Raw genomic sequence first — 1,898 nt, 5'->3', positions numbered from 1 at the left:
CACCCACGGCACCCCTTGGTACCAGCGCTTCGGCCTGAACCAGAACGAGCCGCTGCTGGCGCTGCTGTGGCCGCGCTACCTCGAGGCCAACCAACGATTGCTGCGCGACCCGGCCGTGACCAGACTGCAACAGCAGCTCACTGCCCTGATCAAGCTGCCCGCCGACAGCCCCGAACGCCTCAAGCGCGCGCCGCAGGCCTACGAACAACTCAAGGCCTACCTGATGCTGGCGCGCCCGGAAAAAGCCGACGCGGCCTTTCTGGTCAAGGTCCTGGGCCCGCTCGAACCGAGCGGCGCCGGGGTTTCGCCGGGGCTGTGGCACGGCCTGTCGCCGACGCTCTGGCAGTTCTATGGCGAGCAACTGGCTTCCCACCCGGACTGGCGCATTGCGGCCGACCCCAAGCTGGTGGCCCAGGTTCGTCAGCTGCTGCTCGGCCAGTTGGGTCAGCGCAATGCCGAAGCCAGCCTGTATAAAACCGTCCTCGATGAGGCCGCCAACCATTACCCGGCGTTGAACCTGCAACAGATGGTTGGCGACACCGAGGCACGGGCGCTGTTCGTCAGCACGGCCAACGTGCCGGGGGTGTTCACCCGTCAGGCCTGGGAGGGCCAGGTGCGCCCGGCCATCGACGCCATCGCCGAGGCGCGGCGTGAGGAAATCGACTGGGTGCTCAGCGACCAGCCCGGTGACATCGCCGCCGAGCTGACCCCGGACATGCTGCGCGAACGCCTGACCCGGCGCTACTTCCAGGACTACGCCAGCGCCTGGCTGAAGTTCCTCAACCGCGTGCGCTGGCAGCCGGCCAACAGCCTGGGGGAGGTGATCGACCAATTGACCCTGATGAGCGACGTGCGCCAGTCGCCGCTGATCGCCCTGATGAACACTCTGGCTTATCAGGGGGAAGCCGGCACTCGGACCCAGGCGTTGGCCGACTCGCTGATCAGTTCGGCGCAAAAGCTGATCGCCCAGGCCCCAGGGCCGCTGATCGAGCAACCATTGCAGGGACCGAAAGGCCCCCTGGATGCCACCTTTGGTCCGCTGCTGGCCCTGCTCGGCAAAACCCCCGAAGGCCAGGACGACCGCGAACGCCTGAGTCTGCAAGCCTTCCTCAACCAGGTCACGCGCACTCGCCTGACCCTGCAGCAGGTCAACCATGCCGCCGACCCGCAGGACATGACCCAGACCCTGGCGCAGACCGTGTTCCAGGGAAAAAGCATTGACCTCACCGACACCCGCGCCTACGGCAGCCAGCTCGCCGCCAGCCTCGGCGCGGAGTGGGGCGGCATTGGCCAGACCCTGTTCGTGCAGCCGCTGGAGCAGGCCTGGCAGCGCGTCCTGCAACCTTCGGCCAGCAGCCTCAACCGTCAGTGGCAACGGGCGATCGTCAGTGAATGGGACGCAGCCTTTATCGGCCGCTATCCGTTCGCGGCCACCGCCAGCGACGCCTCGTTGCCGATGCTCGGGCAGATCATCCGCGCCGACTCCGGGCGTCTCGAGCAATTTCTGCAGCGCGAGTTGGGCGGCTTGCTGCGCAAGGAAGGCAGCCGCTGGGTGGCCGACGCACAACACAGCCAGGGCCTGCGCTTCAACCCGCAGTTCATCCAGGCGATCAACCAGCTCAGTCACCTGGCCGACGTGCTGTTTACCGACGGCGGCATGGGCCTGAGTTTTGAACTGCAAGGCAAACCGGTGCGCGACGTGGTGCAGACCACTTTCACCCTCAACGGCGAACAGCACGAGTACTTCAACCAGAAGGAAAGCTGGCAGCGCTTCAACTGGCCGGGTCGCAGCCAATACCCCGGCGCGAGCCTGACCTGGACCAGCGTGCGGGCCAACGAACGCCTGTTCGGCGACTACCCGGGTACCTGGGGCCTGATCCGCCTGCTGGAGCAAGCCC

At 66.6% G+C, this 1,898-nt stretch carries 1 protein-coding gene; it reads left to right on the top strand.

Annotation, left to right across the window (positions count from 1 at the left end):
- On the top strand, positions 1–1,898 hold a 1,898-nt coding region (locus NPS56_RS30865), incomplete at both ends, for an ImcF-related family protein (protein ID WP_274078156.1).

Origin of the sequence: Pseudomonas putida (assembly GCF_028682635.1) — a bacterium.
GTDB lineage: Bacteria > Pseudomonadota > Gammaproteobacteria > Pseudomonadales > Pseudomonadaceae > Aquipseudomonas > Aquipseudomonas putida_AE.
The sequence above is the reverse complement of the archived record's forward strand: the minus strand, read 5'-3'. Positions and strand labels throughout refer to the sequence as shown.